This is a genomic window from Marinomonas dokdonensis (genome assembly GCF_052747885.1).
Map to the genome: position 1 here is coordinate 331649 of NZ_JBRAND010000003.1, position 18630 is coordinate 350278.

The window sequence follows — 18630 nt, forward strand, 5'->3', positions numbered from 1 at the left end:
CATTTAATTAATGTTCACTTAAGATACTTTAAAATATATAATGCCTTATACTTTTAAGACGCCTGTCGGATAGTTTTCATGTTCAAAAAGGAAAGATTATTTTTCCTAGTTTTCTTTAATGTTTTCCTTGTAGCTGCTTTTTCTGTCTTTCTTTATTCAGCAGAGAAAAGGTGGCACGAAAACACCGAAGAAACTAGGGTTCAAACTCAAAGACAATCTGCCTTTGCTGTTGCCGAAAGCTATTTTGGCGATATAACTGAAATGATGACCAGACTGTCAAAAAGTTATAGCGAGTCCTGCCCTCGAAACTTCATTTACTCTATGCGGCAAGAGCTATTCACTATCCAAGGTGGTATCGAGTTCGGTGTAGTGGACAAAAAAGGCGATCATGCCATTATCGCTTGTGACTCATGGGGAAATAAGGTCGTTCAGAAAGTAGACATGCCCCTGCCATTTGAAGGCTTTGTAATAATAGGCCCATTTGATATTAAATCCTTATCAGAGCCTGTTTTTATTATAAAGAAGGCAATTGGCCCACAAGAATATAACTTGGTTATTAAAGAGAGTACGATTACAGAGTTATTGCCTGAAGAATCCTTGTTGACACTTTCTATTTTTAATTCAGTTCATCCTGCCAGCACTTTCTACAAAACGTCAGACTATATTAAGAACTTATCTTATATTTCTCTTCCAGATCGGAATGGCCAAGAAATAAATTACTATGTTATTCCGACAATCATATTGTTCTTTATTATTTGTTTGTTTTTATTAACACCTAAACTTGTTCGGTGGTTTGAATTAAAAGATCTAAAAAGAAAGATAAATAGAAATTATTTCTATAATGTTTACCAGCCGATTGTGAATGTAGAGACGAAAAAGTTGTTTTCTATAGAGGTGTTCTTGAGAAGCAAAAGCACTCAGGGTGCCGGTGAAATTGCTAAAATTATCAAAGACTTTGACTTATATATAGAGCACACATTGTTTCAGATTGCTGAGGTGGAGACGAGCTTTACAGAGTATTTCATTCGTGAAAACAACTTTCAAATAAACGTATCAAGTAAACATATAGAGAGTGAAGATTTTATACGACAAATCACTGAATTAAGTGAAGCGATGCGCAATAGCCTTATTTTAGAAATTACAGAAGATGAAAATCTTATGAAACATAAGAATAAGATCAAGCAGAACATGGAGATACTTCGCAGCGCTGGCTGTCGATTTGCCATCGATGATTTTGGAATGGAATATTCGGGTTTGTCTTATGTGTCTGAATTTGACTTTGAAATCATTAAAACAGATAAAATTTTCATGGGGGACAGCCCGAAAAATAATGCAATTATGAAATCAATTCAAACTCTATCTCAAGAGTTGAATATAGCTTGTATTGCAGAAGGGGTAGAAAGTGAAGAGAATGTGCTGCACTTAACTGAAATGGGCGTGGTGCTGCATCAGGGTTGGTATCACAATAAAGCCATGTCGGCTCACGATGTTTTAAAATATAAACTGGCCTATGAAAACGCAGAGTAAGAGCTGGATTCTTTCCACTCTTACTCCACTTAATGTTTATTAAATTTCCGCAACTATTTTTAACATATCCAGAAAAGCTTCTACGGACTCAATGGCAGCCGACTCATTCATAGTGTGATAGCCGATTGTTGGAATCTGTATAGTGGTGCCATCCACTAAGCCATTTGATGCCGCAATAATACGTCCAAGTTCCGTACTACCTAAAGACTGTGCTGTGAGCCCTTGAGCTAAGCGTTTGCTGTTCTCCTGCTCAACATAACGGTTTTTATACAGATAGCTCATGCCATGTTGTTGGCAGAGTTGCTCGATCAGTGCTGTACTTTGGCTATTAAAGGTTGCGTTGGCATCTTTCTCTCGCAATACCAAAAGTTGCTCGTTAGCCGCGGCGGTATTCGGGAAAGGGCTGGTGTCCACGACAAATAAACGATTGGTTGAGCCGCCAAAGCGACGGAACCACTCCAACAGGTAGCGCCAACTCTTGCCGGCTTCTTCTTGAGCGGTAAAGAACGCCGTGCCTTTGAAGCCATGATCAAATAGATGTACAAGAGCGGCCGCGGAAATAACGTTGTCCAATTGACCTTCTAATCGGCCTTCGCGTATATGCAGCTGGTCTTTAAAGGCGATTGGCGTTCCCGCCACAACACTTTCTAAACCGTCAATTTCGAAAATTAAGTTGTTGCGGTATTCACAAACGTAGCAGCTTTTAATCACGCCCTTACCACGATAAACACCAGACCAAGGTTCATAAGCGTACACTTCTTCATGATTAAAGCGTTCTGTAACCTTAGTCATTAACTCTTCGGATACAGAGTTGTTTAAAAGATCTGTACGGTTCGCGGAAACAAATGCGGCGTATTGAAATTCATTTGGTCCAGTGCAAACCAGACCGTGACGATCAATGTGAGCCGAAAACATAGTGCTCATTGGGTCACTGCCTTGAGCCACTAGAAGGCCCTCATACCAAGTGACCTTTGCCCCACGTTCCTCTAACTCACGCTGTAATACACGAAAAAATGAGTGCTCGGCACCCACGACACTTGGTTGGCGGATGAGCAGTTTTAGTAGGTCTATAAAGGCATCATTTGGCATGCGCTGTGGCTTCCTAAATAAGGGTGGTTAGAAGCTGCGTTTATAAACCGAATTGAGCAAATCAGGTAGTGTTTTTTTCATTATTTACAGGGAGATTCCCCACCATGAATTAGAAAGAAACATGGCGTTTTTGGCGCATCAATAAGACAAAGGCAATACCACCCACTAACCCAGTTAAGATACCGATAGGCATGTCTTGGGGTGGGATAATGACTCTGGCGACAATGTCCGCAATAACAAGAAAGAGCGCCCCTAATAATCCAGAAAGAGGCAGTAATTTTCGATAATCTCCCCCCACCAGTAAACGAGTAATATGGGGCACCATGAGCCCCACAAAACCGATCACGCCAGAAAAAGCCACAGCGGCTCCGGTAAGTAACGCGCACACCACAATCACCATGAGGCGAAAACGTGTAACCGGTACGCCTAGGGTGCTAGCAGTTTCATCCCCCAGTGTCATGGCATTGAGAAAGCGTGCTTTGTAGATAAGGTAGCTTGCGCCTAATAACAGCGCTAAACATGGAAACCAAAGCTGATCCCACTGGGCCAGACCTAAGCCACCCAGCATCCAGAAGATAACCGTATGAGAAGCCCTATGGTCACCCATAAAAATAAACAAGTTTCCTAACGCTGTGAGAATAAAGGCAATGGCAACTCCCGCTAAGATGAGACGGCCAGCACTGTGCGCCACGGAGAAGTTTGCGACCAACAGCACACAGAAAATAGCCACTAATGCACCGATAAAAGCAAACACAGGCACGGTCGCGACCCCCAAAATCATACCCGTATGGAGTAATGCGATAATCGCCCCTAATGCCGCCCCAGAAGACACTCCTAATAAGTGCGGGTCTGCCAAAGGGTTACGCGTCACAGATTGCAGTGCGCCACCCACCATGGCTAATGCGGCGCCGACTATGGCGGCTAAAATGACTCTGGGTAAGCGCACAGCCCAAATAATATTTTCGCGACCCATAGACCAGTTCGGCAGGCTACTGCTCAAGGAAATTTTGTGAGCAATAACACCCCAAACGGTTGCTTGATCAATGGCCACCGAGCCAACTCCCACCGCAATGCCCATGCTCACGATCAATAGGATAGCTAGACTGATGAGCAGCCAGAGCATTGGCAGTTTAGCCAGCGATGGAGCATGTTTTTGTTTGAGAATCATAGGGCCGTTCTAAATGCCTCGGCTAAGGTTTTAATGGCGTCGATATTTCGTGGGCCAGGCGTAGCGGCCACATACTCAAGCACAACAAAGCGCTGGTTTTTTATCGCAGGGATGTCACTAAACGCTGGATTGCTAAGCAAGAAGTCTATTTTTTGTTGAGCGGTCACATCACCATAGTTCACAATGACGATGACTTCAGGGTTGCGATCAATCACAGATTCCCAACCGATTTGAGTCCAGCTTTTGGCGACGTCATCCACAATGTTGACCCCGCCTGCCGCTTCAATAAGTGCTGTAGGCATGCCGAAACGACCGGCCGTGAAAGGCTGCTCTTCTCCAGAGTCATAAACAAATACCTTTACGGGTTCGGAAAGAGGTGCCAGCTTTTGCTGGAATTGCTCTAGTGACTGCTGATAACCCTTAACCAGTGTCTGAGCTTTATGCTCAACGTTAAAGATGCGACCCAAGTTAAGCAAGTCGGTGTATAAATCAGCCATAGAGACCTTTGGCTTATCCATAATATGAACACAACTTTCACTCAGCTCATATACCTTGATACCTAAAGGTTCCAGTGTGTCTGGGGTGACGCCGCCACCAACACGCATACCGTAGTTCCAACCGGCAAAGTAAAAGTCGGCGTCTGCTCCGAGCAGAACTTCTTTACTTGGGTATTTAGGCGATAGCTCAGGTAACTCAGCCACTCCGGCTCTTAGCTCAGGGGAAAGCGTCTTCCAGCCAGATATGCCTGTGTAGCCAACCATGTGTTGCTCTAAGCCTAGGGCAAGCATCATCTCGGTGAGGTTTACATCATTTGACACTGCCGCCTGAGGCGCTTGTTGAAAGCTAACCACTCTATTACAGCTTTGTACTTCGACCGGATAATGACCATCATTTTGGGCATGGGCTGCCAGAGGGCTGAGTAATAACGCAGGCGTGATTAGCAGTGCATTTATGGTGAATAGATTGGCAATTGTCATGGTTAGTCCTCTGGTTTATCAAGATAAAAAGAAAATCGTGGACGTTGTGTCACCGGGTGTTTGTCGATGACAGTGTTCACCTCAAAAACATGTTTAATTTGCTGTGCTTTAAAGGCTTCTTGAGGTGGCGAGTAATCTTGCATCTGTCCTGACTTCATCACCAAAACTTGATCTGCGTGGGCAGCAAGAGATAAATCATGTAAAGAGACAATCACGGTACAAGGTAAACTGGCTAATAGTTCCAGCACTTCTAATTGGTGTCGAATATCGAGGTGATTGGTTGGCTCATCTAGAATAAGTAGGTCTGGGCCCTGTACTATGGCGCGAGCAATCATTACCCGTTGGCGTTCGCCACCGGATAAGGCATTAAAAGGACGCTGGGCTAAATGCGAAACATCCAGTAGCTCTAGGGCGTTTTCAATAGCGGCCACATCTTCGTTTGAGCGCCCCCAACGATGAGACTTTGGGGTAAGGCCTATCTCAACCATCTCGAAAACACTTAAGCCAAATTCCCCACCTGCATCTTGCAATACGGTGGCAACGCGTTGGGCACATTGGCGAGGAGACATAGACCAAATATCGACACCATCGAGCAGCACACGGCCAGATGAGGGCTTATTAACACGATAGAGGCAACGCAATAAACTTGTTTTACCAGAACCATTCGGGCCTACGACAGCGATAAATTCTCCAGCATTAATTTTAATACTAATTGGCGCCAGCAAAGCTTTATTGCGATAGGGTGACCAAGCAACCGACTCCAATTGGAGCGACGCAGCTTGGCAGTGAGCAAAGCTATTTAGCGCAGTATTCTTGTGAGCTGAGTTGGGGGTTGCCGATGTCATCAATATTAGCCAGTAAATTATATTTTGTTATAATATAACATTTTAGTGTGCTTATCATCTAATCTATTAAGTTAAATGCATCATCCTCATTAAGAGCGCAGACTATACGCATGGGCCAGGGTGTGGACAAGTAAGAGGAGGAGGGGAATTTTCATCTTTGCATGCACAGATTGAATGTCCTTTTATTCACCTGTGAACCCTTTATCGGTAAGGGAATACAGACGGCTAACGAGGGTTAAAGATCATCTTCTGTGATTTGATAGAAGCGCTCAGCATGACGACTGATTGCTCCCCAATCGGAGTTCTTCACACGAGCTTGGTGGGCCTCAAAAGCGGGTCGATCGACAAATTGCTCATGTACATCAAAGCGACCTGTTTGCTGGTGGCTTTCAGTCACCTCAAACAGAATACAACCCGCCTCTTGGCGGGTAAGAGATATGTGCAGAGGCAGAGCCTGACGAACGGCTGTTAAGTCTTCAGGCGGAACAAGTATGTAACCTTGTAAGCTAACTCTCATTAACTTTTAAACATGGCAACCAACGCCATGCTAGAAGTAGGAACCAGACCCACTTGCAATTCAAAGGGTTGAAACACCTTGTTAATGATTTCCGAAGTGTAGTTTCCCTTATTATTTTCAATTTCAGACAAGGTCTTCCGAGACACGCCTACTTGATTCGCAAAACTTTCTTGGCGAATGCCTAAGACTTTTACGCGCAGTTCTCGAAGCGCAAAGCCTTGAGTAATTTCCCCTAATATCAATTGTTTAACAATTGTATTAATGGCGAGTCGTTGCTCTGTCGCTGATGGCACTTGTAGGTTTTTGGAAACGCGATTACGGCTAATGTCCGTGGTACTAGTTTGTGCGCTCACAGCTTCAGGGGGCGGCGTTTTGGTAACAACGGTCTTGCTACTTTCTGTGGTGCTCACAGAAGGGGCAGCTTTAGCGCTTTCATCAACAGCCTTAGTCGCTTCTGGTAGACGAGCTTCTATCTCGACACTTTCTGGCGGTTGCTTAGGGGCGGAAGGCTTAACTGCTTTAAGCTTTTTAGCTTCCTCGGGCGCTTTTTTCTTTGGGCTTTCTTTGGCTGGTTTCTTTTTTTTGGCGGCTTCTTTCTTGAGCTTTTTCTTTTTCTTCACCTTTTTTTCCGGCTCAATACTATCCAGTAAATCTTTCATTTTCATAATAGGGATTTTCCTGTCATTGTGACGGTGTTAAAAATATTGCACACAAAACAAACAATTACAATTATGAGTGTCCAAAGGTAACAATATATTGAGCGAAGATGACAGTTGAGTGACGCTTAAGCATTCTTTTGCCTCATGATTGACACAAAATCGTCATAGCATCGCCCAAAATCTGTCACGTTCAACTTGTACTATGCCCCACAGGAAACGCTCTTTTAGAGACAGTTTTCCAGCTGATTGGCTAGATAACCTTGTTAGGCAGGGTTAGATTCCAACTGAAGAGCTAGGCTTCTGGTGTGGCACCATTCTCCACAAGCTAGCTCACATTTTAATAATCGCGCTGATCTCTTGGAAATGTTTTTCTGGTGCTTGTTCAACAAGACTGGATGTTCCGCAAGGATGCTTTACTGAAAGCGAAGAAGGCGGTTGTATGCTACGTATTATTGATACCAAAATTGAACCAGATGACAACGTCGAGTTTGGTTTACCTGATTTGATCCTTCCTTTTGGCCAAGTACATGTGCTACGTGGCATATCCGACGCTGTAAAAAGCAGCTTTTTGAACCTGATTTGTGGCTTATTAGCGCCTAAACAGGGCTCTGTATTTTGGTCAGACATGCCTTTGTTTGAATTCTCAGAGTCTTTTCGTGCAAAGTGGCGCGCAGAGCAGATGGGAGTGTTGGCGAAACAAACCATGTTAATCGAGCACTTGTCGGCATTAGATAATGTGGTCTTGTCCTGTCAGGTTACGAATTGGCGAGAAGGCGAAGATATTCGTCAACGAGCGACTAACTTGTTGATACAGTTGGGAATAGAGGATATTCATAAGAATATTAATCAATTTAATCAGGGGCAGAAACAAAGCATCGCGTTAGTAAGAGCCTTGGTGGCGGATCCGAATATCATCATTGCAGATGACCCAACCGGTCGAGTGGATGAACTGAGTGCCCAAAACATATTGTCCTTGCTTCGTGAGCAAGCAGAGCAGGGCAAGTTCGTCTTGATTATCAGTGGTGACCCAAGAGTGGTTCAGCATTCACCCATCAATTCGCCCCACAGTCACGCTCTAAATGCTTGTTTCGGGGCGAGTATTTACTAGTGCTTTGCTACGCTAAGCCAGCGAACATGGGTTATCCACAGAAAAAGTAAGACTGGGCATTTTTTCCTAGAGAGACTTTATGTGCATAACCTCAGGGCTTATCTACAGTGTTATTCGTTTATATCTCGCAGCCTTGCCAAGATGACTTTTTCTGGGATGCGAAAAAAGCGCTGGTAAAGCCTCTGTTGAGGGCCTCAATATGTCGGAAACAATTGAAACTGATATTTATTTGCGGCAATATGACGCTTTGTTAATCATCATACAAATGAAGAGGGCAGCATGTTTGTATATAACAGCGATGTAAAATTAGAAGATTTGGGTGCAGGCGTTTCTCGTAAGATCATGGCATACAGTGACAATGTTATGAGCGTAGAAGTTTACTTCGAAGAAGGTGCGATTGGTGCGATGCATAACCACCCTCATGAGCAGATTACTTATGTATTGTCTGGTGAGTTCGAATTTACCATCGGCGAAGAAACAAAAATCGTCAAAGCTGGCGATGCCTTGTATAAAGTACCTAACGTAATGCACGGCTGTGTTTGCCTGAAAAAAGGTGTTTTGCTAGATACATTCGCTCCAATGCGCGAAGATTTTGTAAACCAAGCTCCAGGTAAAGACGGTTACTAAGCCTTAACAGGCGATAAGACCCGTAAAAATAACAATAATGAGGTGGCTGATCTTAATTAGCCCTTGGAGAAGAAAATGAAAATTGCATTAATGATGGAGAATAGCCAAGCGGCGAAAAATGCCATCATTCTAGAACAACTCACTGACGTGGCTAAGCCACTAGATCACCAAGTGTATAACGTTGGTATGAGTGATGAAAAAGACCATCACTTAACCTATATACATCTGGGCATTATGGCCAGCTTACTGCTAAATGCCAAAGCCGTAGATTTTGTGGTGGCTGGCTGTGGTACAGGTCAAGGAGCGATGATGTCTCTAAATGCTCATCCAGGTGTTGTTTGTGGCTACTGTCTAGAACCTTCCGATGCTTTTTTGTTCAACCAGATTAACAATGGTAACGCCATTGCTCTTGCTTTCGCCAAAGGCTTTGGCTGGGCGGCAGAACTTAATGCCCGTTATATGTTTGAAAAAGCTTTTACTGGTCCACGTGGTGAGGGCTACCCAGTTGAACGTAAAGCGCCTCAGGTGGAAAATGCCAATCTTTTGAATGACATTAAAGCGGCCACCATGAAAGACAACTACCTAGATACGCTAAAAGCCATCGACCAAGAGTTGGTGCGCACTGCAGTGACGGGTAAACGTTTCCAAGAGTGTTTCTTTGCAAACTGTCAGAACCCAGACATAGCAGACTATGTAACCTCATTATTGGGCTAATGATTAGCCATCAACAAAAAAGCAGTACCATGAAAATGGTACTGCTTTTTTTATGTAACTTTTATCAAATTAGAAAAGCTTAAGCCTGAGCTGTTTCCTTCTCTAAAATTTCTTCTAGTGCTTGTTGAAACTGCTCCGCAGGCTGACCACCAGAAATCGCATACTTATTATTGATGATTACCGTTGGTACAGAGCTAATACCGTTTTCATGCCAGAACTTTTCTAACTGGCGTACTTCATCACTGTAATAGCCATTCTCTAGCACCCCTTTGGCCGTTTGGCGATTAAGCCCTACATCTGCAGCAATGTCGGCCAAAATTTGGTGGTCGCTCACATCTTGGTTATGGGTGAAGTGAGCTTTAAACAAAGCATTTTTAAGGGGCGCTTGCTTACCCTCTAGATTGGCCCAATGTAATAAACGATGAGCATCGAAGGAATTACGCATACGGCTCTCAGGACTGAAGCTAAACTCAAAATCCACTTCTGCGCCTCGGGCTTGAATCATCTTACGGTTTTCATCGGACTGCTCAGGTGTAATGCCATATTTTTCAACAATGTGCTCTGCGAAGTTTTGCCCCTCTGCTGGCATTTGTGGGTTCAATTCAAAAGGCTGGAACGTCATCTCGCTGCTAACCTTATCATCCAGATTAGCGAGAGCGATCTCAAGGTTGCGCAGCCCAACCACACACCAAGGGCACATGATATCGGATACGAATTTGATCTCTATTGCTGCTTTCATAACATTCTCTCATTAGTTTGTCGTTACAGCATTGTTTAGGGCGTAAGGGGAAAATAAAAGCCCATATTCGTAAAAGCTTTTGAGGTTGCGCATGATTTGCACAATTAAAACCCTGTCTATAGAACAAGAGAAGATATTTTTACAAAGAGAAAAAAGGCGATTAGATAAAGTATCGAAAGGCAAAAACACAGCTTACTTTTGGCAAGGTAAGTGAAAGCCACACCCATCAAAAAGGGCATGCAAAACAGTAAAGAGGATAATGTGATGTTATCTCTCAATATAAACAACAGACTCAGTAGGCATAAGGACAGTGTCCTAATCCAAGATAGCTGAGTCCGTTCAAACTGTGTTTCAGGAGGAGTCACCATAATTTATAAAGCACAAACGCAATTACAGTTCCAATCGCAATCAATGTCAGCAAGAGGCTGGCAATGCCATAATGCAGTGGGTCGCTATTTCGCATATGTTTTTCATTTCGTTTCCACCTTATGTATCCGCTCACAATACACAGAGTGCTAATCGCCAACAAACAATAAGGGAGTCCTCTCAACAAGGACTCTGTTTCCATATAGATTAGCAATTGATCTATGGAAATTGCGCTGATAAAGAACCCCAGCCCGGTTCTCACCCAAGCCAGAAAGGTTCTTTCGTTTGCTAGAGTGAACCTATAATCTGGGTTCACTCCTTCTTCATACCATTTAGCCAAGTAGAGTCCCTTCTATCACAAAAAGCTTTCTGAGAAGGCTGGGATAAATGCGATCAACAGTGCCGCCACTAACATACCCGCAAGCGTTGGTAGTGCTCCGATGAAAACCCGTTGAACCGAAGTTTTACTGATTTGGTTAGCAATGAATAAGTTCCCTCCTAAGGGAGGCGTTACGAACCCAAGCCCTAAACATACAATCAGAATGATGCCGAAATGATATTGGCTAATACCATATTGGCTTAACATGGGGTAAAGCAAAGGCGTGAGCACAATGATGGATGCTAGAGTGTCCATAAAACACCCGACAAACAGCAAGAAAAGAATGATCATAAGAATGGTAATTACCTTACCATCTAATACCCCCGACATAGAGCTGGTGATCAGTTCGGGGATCTGCTGAGAGGATAAAAGCTTCCCAAGCACCACCGCAAAAGGAATGAGGAACATGGCTACGACAGACATAATGGCGGATTGAGAAAACACCGAAAATACGTTGTTCAGCTTTATTTCCTTATGAACAAATGCACCAATAATAAAGGCATACAAGGATGCTACAGCGGCGGACTCAGTAGGAGTGAAGGCGCCGGAATATATTCCTCCAAGAATGATCACAGGTGTTAATATTGCCCACTTCGCATTGGCAACCGCTCTTATTCGAGTCGACCATGTCCCCGCCTGACGATTACCGCCCCAATTATTCTTTTTAGACACAAAGTACGCTGGAATCGCGATGCCCAGAGCTAATAATAAACCAGGGATTAAGCCGCTTAAAAACATAGAAGAAACGGAAGTGCCAGGTTGGGCCAAAGCATAGATGATCATAGGGTTGGACGGTGGCACGAGTATCGCAATGACCCCAGAACAAGCCGTTAAACCCGCCGCAAAGCCTTTGTCATAGCCCTGTTTGATCATAGCTGGAATGGTAATCGTACCTATCGCGGCAACCGTTGCAGGAGCAGAACCCGAAAGCCCTCCGAAGAGTAACGAAGCAAAAATGGTGACTATCGCTAAGCCGCCTGGTAAGTGACCCACAAACTCATCTGCTAGATCGAGAATCCGCTGCGCGACCCCACCTGTTGCCATGAGAGTACCCGCCAAAATGAACATAGGTATGGCTAGTAATGGGAAACTGTCGAGTGATTGATAGGCATCTAATGCGAGCTCAATGGTATCAAACCCCATGTAATAGAAAGCCACAAACAACGTTGAACCTAATGCAATAGCAACGGGCACTTGGAACATGATGAATAGAAAGAACGAGCAAACAATAAGCGAAATCTCTAAGTTAGACATTATTAGGTCCTTGCGTCGTTACTGCTTTTTGGGTCTGAAGCAATTTATAAATACGTTGTAGCAGCCTGAAAATAGTCAGCGTAAAAATGCCAGGGAGGGCGCCGAGTAGTAGCCAATAGGGTAGTCCTAAGCCCTCTGTAATGGAGCCAAGCATATGGTGAAACTCTGCTGCTCGATAAGACGCACTGATGAACAAAATGCAGAACAAGATAAAGATAGAGTGAGAAATAAACTCTATGTAGAATCGCTTTTTTTGCCACTTGGCAGTGGTAGGGATAAGGTCAATAATCACATGTTTATTAAGCTTAACTGCCCACGGCACACCAAGAAAAACCAACATAATCATAAGTGTACGAGCAATTTCGTCGGTGAACGCAGAAGGAGAGTTTAAAAAATAACGATTAAACACTTCAGCATTTAGAGACACCGCGATGTATGCGAGCATGCCGCTACATAATACTTCTTCAAAATACTGATCTATTATTTTTATAAGTTTATACATAACATTTCAACTTCAGAAAATAAGGTAGAGTTGGCTATCAACCCTACCTTAATAGTTTTAGATTTTATCTAACGCAGTTTGAAGCGTTTTAAAGAAGTGCTTTTCGTCAGAGTTAAAATTTTGAGTGGCGATCTTCGCCGCAGGCGCTTGAATAATAGCGGCAAACTCGTCTTGAACCTGTTGAGATGGCTGAATAACCTTCACACCTTGCTCTTTGAATTTTGCCAGCGCAGTGGTTAACTCAGACTCGAAGACTTGGATGTTTTCTTGAACCGCTTTATCAGCCGCCTGTTGGACTTTAGCCTGGATATCTTTAGGTAGCTTACTCCATGCTCTGGCGTTCACTGTCATAAAGGAGCCATGAGGCTGGAAGTTAAGCAAATTAATATTGTTGGCGACTTCATGAAGACCAAACGCTACCGCAGTGATCGGAGGAATGGCTAGTCCGTCTACTGTGCCGGTTTGAAGTGCTGTATAGACTTCGGAAATACCCAGAGTTGTTGCCCCTGAACCCAGCTCAGTAATCATGCTTCGCTCTACTTCACTTGGAGTAACACGTATCTTCAAGCCTTCCATGTCCGCTGGCGAATTGATTGTTTTCTCGGTGGTCAGGATGCCACGGAATTCAAACGGCATGACATACAATAATCTTAGGTTCTTTTTGGCCATTAAAGACTGTAATTCATCGACGGTTTCACCGCCAAGGGAGCCATTTGGATAAAAGAGCTTGGTGCTCGTTTCTAAGCTATTGATAATGTACGGCACATCGAAGGCTTTAAAAGCACTCACCACAGAGCCTAAGTTTGCTCCAGATGATTGAGCGCCTTGAACAGTTGAGCCTAATTGGGTTTTTTGTAATAGCTGGGTGTCATTACCAAGGGCACCGCCAAAGCTAGCGTTAATTTCGACCTGACCCTTGGTGTACTCTTTAACAAGGTTTTGAAAACTGGTTAAAGTGCTGCCCCAAGGGGAATTAGCTGGGGTGGTCGTTGCCATAGTGAAGTTATAATCAGCCGCAAACGTGAGTGCAGATGAGCTAATTAATAATGTGCATGAAAGAGCTTTCGTTAACATTGAGTATTTCATTTTTCAGTCCTTTTATTTTTTTTAATAGACGTAATTGGGTAACCATTGAAACTTACAGTGCTTTCATAATCTCTCGCGTGTCATGTCTTGGAATGTCTCCAATCTCCAACATTTTTTTATCAAGAAGAAGTGTTAGTTCTTTTACGATCTCTTTATATTGCGGATCGTGGTAGCAATTAAAAAGTTCTAGTGGGTCTTCCTCACAGTCAAATAACTCCCATTCTTTTTCTTCGCCGCCGGGTTGTGTGCCAGGCATATCTAACCCTTCGTTATACCAAAAAATCAGTTTGTATCTTTTGTTGCGTATACCATAGTGAGCATAAGCATTATGGTGCTCGTCGCTGTGCATCCAATAACGGTGATATGCCACTTGTTGCCAATTATCAGGAGTCGAGCCTTCCAATAGAGGACGGACACTTAAACCTTGCATGTAATTGGGTACGGTTAAATTGGCATAATCCAAAAACGTAGGTGCGAAATCGACATTGGAGATGATTTCATTATTCACTGTGCTGGGCTTGATGCCGTCTGGATATCGGATTAAGAAAGGCATTTGGAACGATTCTTCGTACATAAATCGTTTATCAAACCATCCGTGCTCGCCTAAGAAGAAACCTTGGTCAGAGGTGTAAATGACAATGGTGTTATCAGCTTGACCTGTTTCATCTAGATAGTCTAGTAATCGTCCAACGCTTTCATCGATTGAAGCAATGGTTCGAACATATCGCTTTATATAGCGCTGGTATTTGAAGTGAGAAAGAGACTCATGGGTTTCAAATGTAAATACTTCACCTGTGTCTTTATCGATCAGTTTGAAGTCAGTTAAGTCTTCAGGGTGGGGGATTTTTCTATCTTTCGAACCCTCAACTGCGATTTCTCCGACCTCAGATCCACCTTCTGGCTGAACGAGTCCAAGGTCAAAATACGTAATGTCACCATCTACTCTCATTTTTGCAGCTGCAGCGGCTTTGGCTCGGTTCTTATAGTCATCAGAAAAAGTTTCTGGAACCTTGATGTCTTCTTGGTATAGATGTCTGTTCTTTGGATGAGCTTCCCATGAGCGGTGGGGGGCTTTGTGATGGCACATGAGGAAAAAAGGCTTGTCGTCGCTGGTTTGGCTCAGCCAATCGAGGGATTTGTCTGTAATAATGTCCGTAGCATAACCCGGTTCTTGAATATGCTCGCCCATTTCTATTAGTTCGGGATCAAAATAATCCCCTTGCCCTGGTAGCACAGACCAGAAATCAAAGCCGGAAGGCTCATGATCTTTACCTTCACCCAAATGCCATTTGCCTATCATTGCAGTTCGGTAGCCACCTGTTTGCAAGTGTTTGGCCACATTTGGGATGTGTTTATTAATTTTGCTATCCAGCGTTGTTACGCCATTCACATGATTGTACGTGCCGCAAAGAATACTGGCGCGACTCGGAGTACAGATAGAGTTGGTGACATAACAATGATTGAACAGCATCCCTTCTTGAGCAATGCGATCGATGTTCGGTGTCTTATTGATGCCGTGCCCATAGCAACTAATTGCTTTTGAGGCATGATCATCCGCCATAATAAAAAGTATATTAGGTTGTTTTTTCATTGGTTCTGCTCGCTATGAAGAAAAGCGGAAAGTTTTTTAACCGCTTGATTGAGTAAGTTTTTATTTTTTTCAATATGTTCATGAACGTCGTGAACAGATATAGCCGCTTCCGCAATACAAAGTAGGTGTACAAACTGCCCATTTTTATCAAAGATGGCTTTAGAAAAGCGTCGAATGCCTCGGATATTGCCTTCAATGTCGTACTGAACATCTGTTAATGAGGTGGTCTGCAGCTGCTCTTTTAAGGTGCTTTTTGACACGCTATTACGTGATTTTCCCGCTTCGAAAAAAGCGCTGGTGTCGAATTGTTTTCGAACGGTTTCCCAGCCCATAGCGGCTAAGCCTAATCGAGAGGGTGCATCTAATTCATAGAGAGGTCGTCTAAAGCCCGCATGAGCTTTTAAACGGAAGGCGACATTTTTAGATTCTTTTTTTGATAGCCAATATAGCTGACTGTTTTCGATAAATATTGCTTCGCCAGACTGCTCACTTTTTTCCGCAATGTCTTCTAGTATTTGTTCAAGAATACTCAGGTACTCTTCGCTTAAACTCATTTTCTTTTGCAAATAAAAGTTACGAACATAGGACTTATTTTTGCAGCGTCGTAAATAACCCTCTTGTTCGAGCGTTGTTACGATACGAGAGGCCGTCGCTCTGGGAATATCACACTTCCTAGAAATGCTGGCTAATGTTTCAGCTTTATCATTCATGGCAAATAGCTCGATGACTTTTATTGTTTTTCTAACTGGTTCAGATGTCATATTAATCTCCGTGGAAAGATCTTAGGAAAGAGAATAATAAAAGTGAAGCCAAATATGGAGACTATAATTCCATATATGGTCATTAGTTTTTATGTGGCTGATTATAAAGGGGAAAAATAATATAAAAGCCTATCGCTCTGTTGTTTAAATAGAGCGATAGGCTTTAGGGATTAACGAATGAAATAAGTTAAGCGTGGTTTAACGTTTGGAATTTAAACGATGCCGCCATCAACAATAAAGTTCTGGCCTGCACAAGCGCGGCTGTCATTCGACGCAAGGAATAGTGTCATAGCCGCCACTTCTTCGGGTTGAATACGAAACTTTAATGATTGTAGATCAATGAATTGCTGATCAATCTCTGGGGTCAGCCAAAGGGCTTTCTGGCGTTCGGTCACAATAGCACCGGGCACCACGGAATTCACTCGAATGCCTCTAGGGCCAAGATCACGAGCCATGGTTTTGGTTAAAGTGTGGATTGCACCTTTTGAGGTGGTGTAGCCGACCATTTCATGGCGACCACGCATCCAACCAATAGAACCCATATTAATGACACTCGCGCCTTCTTTCATCCACTTCACCGCTGCTTGCATACCAAAAAAGTGAGGGCGTAAGTTGATGTTCAGGCAGTTATCCCAGTATTCAGGGGTAACATCTTCCATATTATGGCGATCGTCTTTACCTGCGTTATTAACCAACACATCAAGGCCACCCAGTTGCTCTGCGGCTTCGTCGATAGCGGTTTGTAATTCAGCGATATCTCGCACATCTACTTGCTTAAACCAAGGCGTGGCTTGATAGGTGTCTTCTAGTCTTTTATTTAGGGCCAAAGAGACACTTTCATCGATATCAATGTAAGCGACTTTAGCGCCTTGCTTGATAAAGTTCTCAACAAGGCACTCACCGATACCAGAGCCGCCGCCAGTGATGAAAACGACTTTGTCTTTTAATGAAGGGTAAACATTGCTTAATGCCGGCATTAGATTCTCCTGTCGACAAATGAAAACAAGGTGCTTACGGAACGCGTAAGCACCTAAAATGAGATGAAAGGGGCTTACTTATCCAAGCCTGCCAAACAAACATATTTGGTATTCACATAGTCGTCGATACCGTATTTAGAGCCTTCACGACCCAATCCTGACTCTTTGTAACCACCAAAAGGTGCGACTTCTGTGGCGATCACGCCGGCGTTTACGCCCACTAGACCAGACTCTAGCGCTTCGGCAACACGGAAGATGCGGCCAATATCACGAGAGTAGAAGTAAGACGCTAGGCCGTATTCTGTGTCGTTGGCCAACTCAATCACATCTTCTTCTGTTTCAAATTTGAACACAGGTGCCAGCGGACCAAAGGTTTCTTCTTTGGCAAACAGCATGTCTTGGCTAGCGTTAGCGATAACGGTTGGGTGATAGAAGTTCGCCCCCAATTCGTGACGTTTACCGCCCGTGACCAAGGTGCCGCCTTTTTGGAGAGCGTCTTGCACATGCTCGTCCACTTTATCGACCGCCGAACTATTAATCAGTGGGCCTTGCTCAACGCCAGACTCTGTACCGTGGCCAATCTTCATAGCCGCGACTTTTGCTGCGAACTTTTCAACGAAGGCATCATATACCCCTGCTTGCACATATATGCGGTTAGCACAGACACAGGTTTGCCCAGCATTACGGTATTTCGAGATCATTGCGCCTTCTACGGCATCATCAACATTGGCATCATCAAACACTACGAAAGGCGCGTTGCCGCCAAGTTCAAGGGAGACTTTTTTCATGGTGTCGGCACAGTCTTTCATTAACAACTTGCCGATCGGTGTTGAGCCTGTGAAGGTCAGCTTGCGGACAATCGGTGAATCGGTAAGGGTCTTGGCAATTTCACGAGCCGAGCCTACGACGATATTGATAACACCAGCCGGAATGCCTGCTTCTTGCGCCAAGACGCCCATCGCCAATGCACTTAAAGGGGTTTCGGAAGCTGGCTTGATAACAATGGTACAACCCGATGCCAAAGCTGGGCCGACTTTACGAGTGATCATAGCCGCAGGGAAGTTCCAAGGCGTGATGGCAGCACAAACCCCTACAGGCTCTTTCAATACCATGATACGGCGGTCAGGTGCATAGGTCGGGATCATATCGCCGTAAATACGCTTACCTTCTTCTGCGAACCATTCAATAAAGGACGCTGCGTAACCGATTTCTCCGCGGGACTCAGCTAAAGGCTTGCCTTGCTCAGCGGTCATTAGCTTAGCTAAATCGTCTTGGTTGGCCAGTAGTAGATCGTGCCAGCGACGTAATAGCGCGGCACGCTCTTTAGCGGTTTTTTTCTTCCAAGTCTTTTGCGCGGCTTCAGCGGCAACAATGGCATCTTGAGTTTCTTCAGGCCCGACACTGGCAATAGTGGTAATGAGCTCACCTGATGCAGGATTAAAGACATCCAGTGTTTTTCCATTTTTAGCGTTGACCCATTTGCCGTTAATTAAGCATTTGGTTTGTAGCAGTGCACTATTTGATAGTTCGAGCATGGTGTACCTCAGTAATGATCCAGTGTGTTTTTATTGGCTTTCGATCGTAAAAACAATGATCAAGTCTTTCATTTATAAAAGAAATCTTACCTTTTAAAGAGGCTTTTTAGTCGCGCAATTTAAAAGCAAATATAGGATAGTTCTTGACTTGTCTTATGTCTTATATAAGATTTATAACACAAGTTTCAAGAAGCCGTAAATAAGAAGCG

19 protein-coding genes are annotated in these 18630 nt (G+C 43.8%); 4 read left to right on the top strand and 15 right to left on the bottom strand.

What is annotated here, in order from left to right:
- Positions 1-78: 78 nt before the first annotated feature.
- Positions 79-1527 (top strand): EAL domain-containing protein, encoded by a 1449-nt coding sequence (locus ACUM5Y_RS09305; RefSeq protein WP_445976600.1) that lies wholly within the window; start codon positions 79-81, stop codon positions 1525-1527.
- Positions 1528-1566: 39 nt separating this feature from the next.
- On the opposite strand, the gene ACUM5Y_RS09310 is transcribed toward ACUM5Y_RS09305, so the two are convergent.
- The 6 genes from ACUM5Y_RS09310 to ACUM5Y_RS09335 form a co-directional block, all read right to left on the bottom strand.
- Positions 1567-2616 (bottom strand): peptidase M42, encoded by a 1050-nt coding sequence (locus tag ACUM5Y_RS09310; protein WP_445976601.1) that lies wholly within the window; start codon positions 2614-2616, stop codon positions 1567-1569.
- 109 nt (positions 2617-2725) lie between these two features.
- Complete coding sequence (locus ACUM5Y_RS09315; RefSeq protein WP_445976602.1) at positions 2726-3784, bottom strand: FecCD family ABC transporter permease; 1059 nt, start codon at positions 3782-3784, stop codon at positions 2726-2728.
- Entirely contained in the window at positions 3781-4761 is a 981-nt protein-coding gene (locus tag ACUM5Y_RS09320; RefSeq protein WP_445976603.1) for an ABC transporter substrate-binding protein, read from the bottom strand. Before ACUM5Y_RS09320 ends, ACUM5Y_RS09315 begins: the two co-directional genes overlap by 4 nt.
- A 2-nt stretch (positions 4762-4763) precedes the next feature.
- Positions 4764-5606: an ABC transporter ATP-binding protein gene (locus ACUM5Y_RS09325; protein WP_445976604.1), complete on the bottom strand. Its 843-nt coding sequence runs from the start codon at positions 5604-5606 to the stop codon at positions 4764-4766.
- Between the two features lie 235 nt (positions 5607-5841).
- Positions 5842-6123: a putative quinol monooxygenase gene (locus tag ACUM5Y_RS09330; RefSeq protein ID WP_445976605.1), complete on the bottom strand. Its 282-nt coding sequence runs from the start codon at positions 6121-6123 to the stop codon at positions 5842-5844.
- Positions 6123-6788, bottom strand: coding sequence for a helix-turn-helix transcriptional regulator (locus ACUM5Y_RS09335; protein ID WP_445976606.1), 666 nt, complete (start codon positions 6786-6788; stop codon positions 6123-6125). Before ACUM5Y_RS09335 ends, ACUM5Y_RS09330 begins: the two co-directional genes overlap by 1 nt.
- A gap of 433 nt (positions 6789-7221) precedes the next feature.
- Here ACUM5Y_RS09335 and ACUM5Y_RS09340 point away from each other — a divergent pair, with 433 nt between their 5' ends.
- From ACUM5Y_RS09340 to ACUM5Y_RS09350, 3 genes are all read left to right on the top strand, one after another.
- On the top strand, positions 7222-7890 hold the full coding sequence (locus ACUM5Y_RS09340; RefSeq protein ID WP_445976607.1) for an ATP-binding cassette domain-containing protein: 669 nt from the start codon (positions 7222-7224) through the stop codon (positions 7888-7890).
- A gap of 279 nt (positions 7891-8169) precedes the next feature.
- Positions 8170-8517 carry a cupin domain-containing protein gene (locus tag ACUM5Y_RS09345; protein WP_445976608.1) on the top strand — a complete coding sequence of 116 codons (348 nt, stop codon included), beginning with the start codon at positions 8170-8172 and terminating at the stop codon, positions 8515-8517.
- 75 nt (positions 8518-8592) lie between these two features.
- Positions 8593-9231 (top strand): RpiB/LacA/LacB family sugar-phosphate isomerase, encoded by a 639-nt coding sequence (locus tag ACUM5Y_RS09350; RefSeq protein ID WP_445976609.1) that lies wholly within the window; start codon positions 8593-8595, stop codon positions 9229-9231.
- Between the two features lie 79 nt (positions 9232-9310).
- On the opposite strand, the gene ACUM5Y_RS09355 is transcribed toward ACUM5Y_RS09350, so the two are convergent.
- The 9 genes from ACUM5Y_RS09355 to ACUM5Y_RS09395 form a co-directional block, all read right to left on the bottom strand.
- Positions 9311-9970, bottom strand: a complete 660-nt coding sequence (locus ACUM5Y_RS09355; RefSeq protein ID WP_445976610.1) for a DsbA family oxidoreductase — start codon at positions 9968-9970, stop codon at positions 9311-9313.
- A gap of 361 nt (positions 9971-10331) precedes the next feature.
- Positions 10332-10652 (bottom strand): YidH family protein, encoded by a 321-nt coding sequence (locus ACUM5Y_RS09360; protein WP_445976883.1) that lies wholly within the window; start codon positions 10650-10652, stop codon positions 10332-10334.
- A gap of 39 nt (positions 10653-10691) precedes the next feature.
- The gene (locus tag ACUM5Y_RS09365) at positions 10692-11969 is read right to left on the bottom strand and encodes a TRAP transporter large permease (RefSeq protein ID WP_445976611.1); all 1278 of its coding nucleotides are present in this window, start codon (positions 11967-11969) and stop codon (positions 10692-10694) included.
- A complete protein-coding gene (locus ACUM5Y_RS09370; protein ID WP_445976612.1) occupies positions 11962-12471 on the bottom strand; it encodes a TRAP transporter small permease in 510 nt (169 codons plus the stop codon). The genes ACUM5Y_RS09365 and ACUM5Y_RS09370 overlap by 8 nt, the downstream gene beginning before the upstream one ends.
- A gap of 57 nt (positions 12472-12528) precedes the next feature.
- Complete coding sequence (locus tag ACUM5Y_RS09375; RefSeq protein ID WP_445976613.1) at positions 12529-13557, bottom strand: TRAP transporter substrate-binding protein; 1029 nt, start codon at positions 13555-13557, stop codon at positions 12529-12531.
- A 52-nt stretch (positions 13558-13609) separates the two neighbouring features.
- Entirely contained in the window at positions 13610-15148 is a 1539-nt protein-coding gene (locus ACUM5Y_RS09380) for a sulfatase family protein (protein WP_445976614.1), read from the bottom strand.
- Positions 15145-15909 (bottom strand): helix-turn-helix domain-containing protein, encoded by a 765-nt coding sequence (locus ACUM5Y_RS09385; protein ID WP_445976615.1) that lies wholly within the window; start codon positions 15907-15909, stop codon positions 15145-15147. The genes ACUM5Y_RS09380 and ACUM5Y_RS09385 overlap by 4 nt, the downstream gene beginning before the upstream one ends.
- A gap of 212 nt (positions 15910-16121) precedes the next feature.
- A complete protein-coding gene (locus ACUM5Y_RS09390) occupies positions 16122-16886 on the bottom strand; it encodes an SDR family NAD(P)-dependent oxidoreductase (RefSeq protein WP_445976616.1) in 765 nt (254 codons plus the stop codon).
- A 74-nt stretch (positions 16887-16960) separates the two neighbouring features.
- Positions 16961-18421: an NAD-dependent succinate-semialdehyde dehydrogenase gene (locus ACUM5Y_RS09395; RefSeq protein WP_445976617.1), complete on the bottom strand. Its 1461-nt coding sequence runs from the start codon at positions 18419-18421 to the stop codon at positions 16961-16963.
- Positions 18422-18630: the final 209 nt, after the last annotated feature.

What these genes read in the sequence shown, in the direction of transcription:
- ACUM5Y_RS09350 (WP_445976609.1), top strand. Translation starts at nt 8,593, where the DNA reads ATGAAAATTGCATTAATGATGGAGAATAGCCAAGCGGCGAAAAATGCC.
- ACUM5Y_RS09325 (WP_445976604.1), bottom strand. Translation starts at nt 5,606, where the DNA reads ATGACATCGGCAACCCCCAACTCAGCTCACAAGAATACTGCGCTAAAT.
- ACUM5Y_RS09345 (WP_445976608.1), top strand. Translation starts at nt 8,170, where the DNA reads ATGTTTGTATATAACAGCGATGTAAAATTAGAAGATTTGGGTGCAGGC.
- ACUM5Y_RS09320 (WP_445976603.1), bottom strand. Translation starts at nt 4,761, where the DNA reads ATGACAATTGCCAATCTATTCACCATAAATGCACTGCTAATCACGCCT.
- ACUM5Y_RS09355 (WP_445976610.1), bottom strand. Translation starts at nt 9,970, where the DNA reads ATGAAAGCAGCAATAGAGATCAAATTCGTATCCGATATCATGTGCCCT.
- ACUM5Y_RS09390 (WP_445976616.1), bottom strand. Translation starts at nt 16,886, where the DNA reads ATGCCGGCATTAAGCAATGTTTACCCTTCATTAAAAGACAAAGTCGTT.
- ACUM5Y_RS09365 (WP_445976611.1), bottom strand. Translation starts at nt 11,969, where the DNA reads ATGTCTAACTTAGAGATTTCGCTTATTGTTTGCTCGTTCTTTCTATTC.
- ACUM5Y_RS09370 (WP_445976612.1), bottom strand. Translation starts at nt 12,471, where the DNA reads ATGTATAAACTTATAAAAATAATAGATCAGTATTTTGAAGAAGTATTA.
- ACUM5Y_RS09305 (WP_445976600.1), top strand. Translation starts at nt 79, where the DNA reads ATGTTCAAAAAGGAAAGATTATTTTTCCTAGTTTTCTTTAATGTTTTC.
- ACUM5Y_RS09330 (WP_445976605.1), bottom strand. Translation starts at nt 6,123, where the DNA reads ATGAGAGTTAGCTTACAAGGTTACATACTTGTTCCGCCTGAAGACTTA.
- ACUM5Y_RS09385 (WP_445976615.1), bottom strand. Translation starts at nt 15,909, where the DNA reads ATGACATCTGAACCAGTTAGAAAAACAATAAAAGTCATCGAGCTATTT.
- ACUM5Y_RS09340 (WP_445976607.1), top strand. Translation starts at nt 7,222, where the DNA reads ATGCTACGTATTATTGATACCAAAATTGAACCAGATGACAACGTCGAG.
- ACUM5Y_RS09375 (WP_445976613.1), bottom strand. Translation starts at nt 13,557, where the DNA reads ATGAAATACTCAATGTTAACGAAAGCTCTTTCATGCACATTATTAATT.
- ACUM5Y_RS09315 (WP_445976602.1), bottom strand. Translation starts at nt 3,784, where the DNA reads ATGATTCTCAAACAAAAACATGCTCCATCGCTGGCTAAACTGCCAATG.
- ACUM5Y_RS09395 (WP_445976617.1), bottom strand. Translation starts at nt 18,421, where the DNA reads ATGCTCGAACTATCAAATAGTGCACTGCTACAAACCAAATGCTTAATT.
- ACUM5Y_RS09335 (WP_445976606.1), bottom strand. Translation starts at nt 6,788, where the DNA reads ATGAAAATGAAAGATTTACTGGATAGTATTGAGCCGGAAAAAAAGGTG.
- ACUM5Y_RS09380 (WP_445976614.1), bottom strand. Translation starts at nt 15,148, where the DNA reads ATGAAAAAACAACCTAATATACTTTTTATTATGGCGGATGATCATGCC.
- ACUM5Y_RS09310 (WP_445976601.1), bottom strand. Translation starts at nt 2,616, where the DNA reads ATGCCAAATGATGCCTTTATAGACCTACTAAAACTGCTCATCCGCCAA.